Annotated in this window: 1 protein-coding gene; it reads left to right on the top strand. The window is 64.9% G+C overall.

Features of this window, described 5'->3' with window-relative positions; genetic code table 11:
- Positions 1-14: 14 nt before the first annotated feature.
- On the top strand, positions 15-2,411 hold a 2,397-nt coding region (gene aceE, locus E1809_RS26310), incomplete at its 3' end, for a pyruvate dehydrogenase (acetyl-transferring), homodimeric type (protein WP_133207153.1).

Genomic DNA, 2,411 nt, shown 5'->3' with positions numbered 1-2,411 from the left:
AAGAGAGGTTGGACGTGGCTGCAGGAGAAGAGACCTCACACATCCTTAGCGGGTTGACTTCCCAGTTGCCTGATCGTGATCCCCAGGAGACGGCCGAGTGGGTTGAGTCTTTGGATGCGTTGATCAGGGAGCAGGGTACGGAGCGGGCGCAGTTCATCATGCGTAGCCTGCTTCAGCGGGCGGGGTCGCAGTCGGTGGGGGTGCCGATGGTGACCACGACCGATTATGTGAACACGATCCCGGCGGACCAGGAGCCCGAATTCCCGGGCAATGAGGAGTTCGAGCGCCGGTACCGGGCGTACATGCGCTGGAACGCCGCGGTCATGGTCCACCGGGCGCAGCGGGCCGATATCGGGGTCGGCGGGCATATCTCGACCTATGCCGGGGCCGCGACGTTGTACGAGGTCGGGTTCAATCATTTCTTCCGCGGCAAGGACCACCCCAGCGGCGGTGACCAGGTCTTTTTCCAGGGCCACGCGTCCCCGGGCATGTACGCCAGGGCGTTCATGGAAGGCCGCCTGACCGAGGAGGACCTGGACGGGTTCCGGCAGGAAAAGTCCAAGGAAGGCCACGCCCTCTCCTCCTACCCGCACCCGCGCCTGATGCCCTCGTTCTGGGAATTCCCGACCGTGTCGATGGGCATCGGCCCGATGAACGCGATCTACCAGGCCCAGTCCAACCGGTACCTGACCGGCCGGGGCATCAAGGACACCTCCGAACAGCAGGTCTGGGCGTTCCTGGGTGACGGGGAAATGGACGAGCCCGAGTCGAGGGGCCTGCTGCAGCTGGCAGCGAACGAGAACCTGGACAACCTGAACTTCGTGATCAACTGCAACCTCCAGCGCCTGGACGGTCCCGTGCGCGGGAACGGGAAGATCATGCAGGAACTCGAAGCGTTCTTCCGCGGCGCGGGCTGGAACGTGATCAAGGTCGTCTGGGGCCGGGAATGGGACGACCTGCTCGCCCGCGACACCGACGGCGCCCTGGTGAACATCATGAACGAAACCGTCGACGGGGACTACCAGACCTACAAGGCCGAGTCCGGCGGGTTCGTCCGTGAACACTTCTTCGGCAAGTCCCCGGCCACCAAGGACCTCGTCGCGGACCTGWCCGATGACCAGATCTGGGGCCTCAAACGCGGCGGGCACGACTACCGCAAGGTCTACGCCGCGTACAAGGCCGCGACCGAGTTCAAGGGCAAACCCACCGTGATCCTGGCCAAAACCGTCAAGGGCTACGGACTCGGACCCCACTTCGAGGGCCGCAACGCGACCCACCAGATGAAAAAACTCACCATGGAGGACCTGAAGTCCTTCCGCGACCACCTGCGCATCCCCATCCCCGACGAGGCCCTCGAGGCGGACCTGTACCGGCCCCCGTACTACCACCCCGGCACCGACGCCCCGGAAATCCGGTACATGCTCGAMCGCCGTACCGCCCTGGGCGGGTCCCTGCCCGAACGCCGCACCACCCACACCCCGGTCACCCTGCCCGAGGACAAGTCCTACGACGTGGCCAAACGCGGCTCCGGCAAACAAAAAGCCGCGACCACCATGGCCTTCGTCMGSCTCCTGAAAGACCTCATGCGGGACAAGAACTTCGGCCACCGCTTCGTGCCCGTCGTCCCGGAYGAATCRCGCACCTTCGGCATGGACGCGTTCTTCCCCACCGCGAAGATCTACAACCCCAAAGGCCAGAACTACCTCTCCGTGGACCGCGACCTCGTCCTGGCCTACAAGGAATCACCCGCCGGCCARCTCATCCACCCCGGCATCAACGAAGCCGGCGCCGTGGCCGCGTTCACCGCCGCCGGGACCTCCTACGCCACCCACGGCGAACCCCTCGTACCGATCTACGTCTTCTACTCCATGTTCGGCTTCCAACGCACCGGAGACTCCTTCTGGGCCGCCGCGGACCAAATGACCCGCGGCTTCATCATCGGCGCCACCGCAGGACGGACCACCCTCACCGGCGAAGGACTCCAACACGCCGACGGCCACTCCCCCCTGCTCGCCTCCACCAACCCCGCCGTACGCACCTACGACCCCGCCTACGGCTACGAAATCGCCCACATCTTCCACGACGGCCTCAACAACATGTACGGACCGGACTCCCAAGACCGGAACCTGATGTACTACCTCACCGTCTACAACGAACCCATCACCCAACCCGCCGAACCCGACAACCTCGACACCAACGGCATCATCAAAGGCATCTACAAACTCGCCGAAGCCCCCGAGCCCGGCACCAAACCCCGCGCCCAGATCCTCGCCTCCGGCGTCTCCGTCCCCTGGGCCCTCGAAGCCCAGCAAATCCTCAACGAGGACTGGAACATCGCAGCCGACGTCTGGTCCGTGACCTCCTGGAACGAACTCCGACGCGACGGCCTCGCCGCCGAAGAAGAAGCCTTC

This window comes from Arthrobacter terricola (assembly GCF_004354015.1).
Classification (GTDB): Bacteria; Actinomycetota; Actinomycetes; order Actinomycetales; family Micrococcaceae; genus Arthrobacter; species Arthrobacter terricola.
Note: the sequence above shows the minus strand (reverse complement) of the source record. Positions and strands in the feature narration are given on the sequence as shown.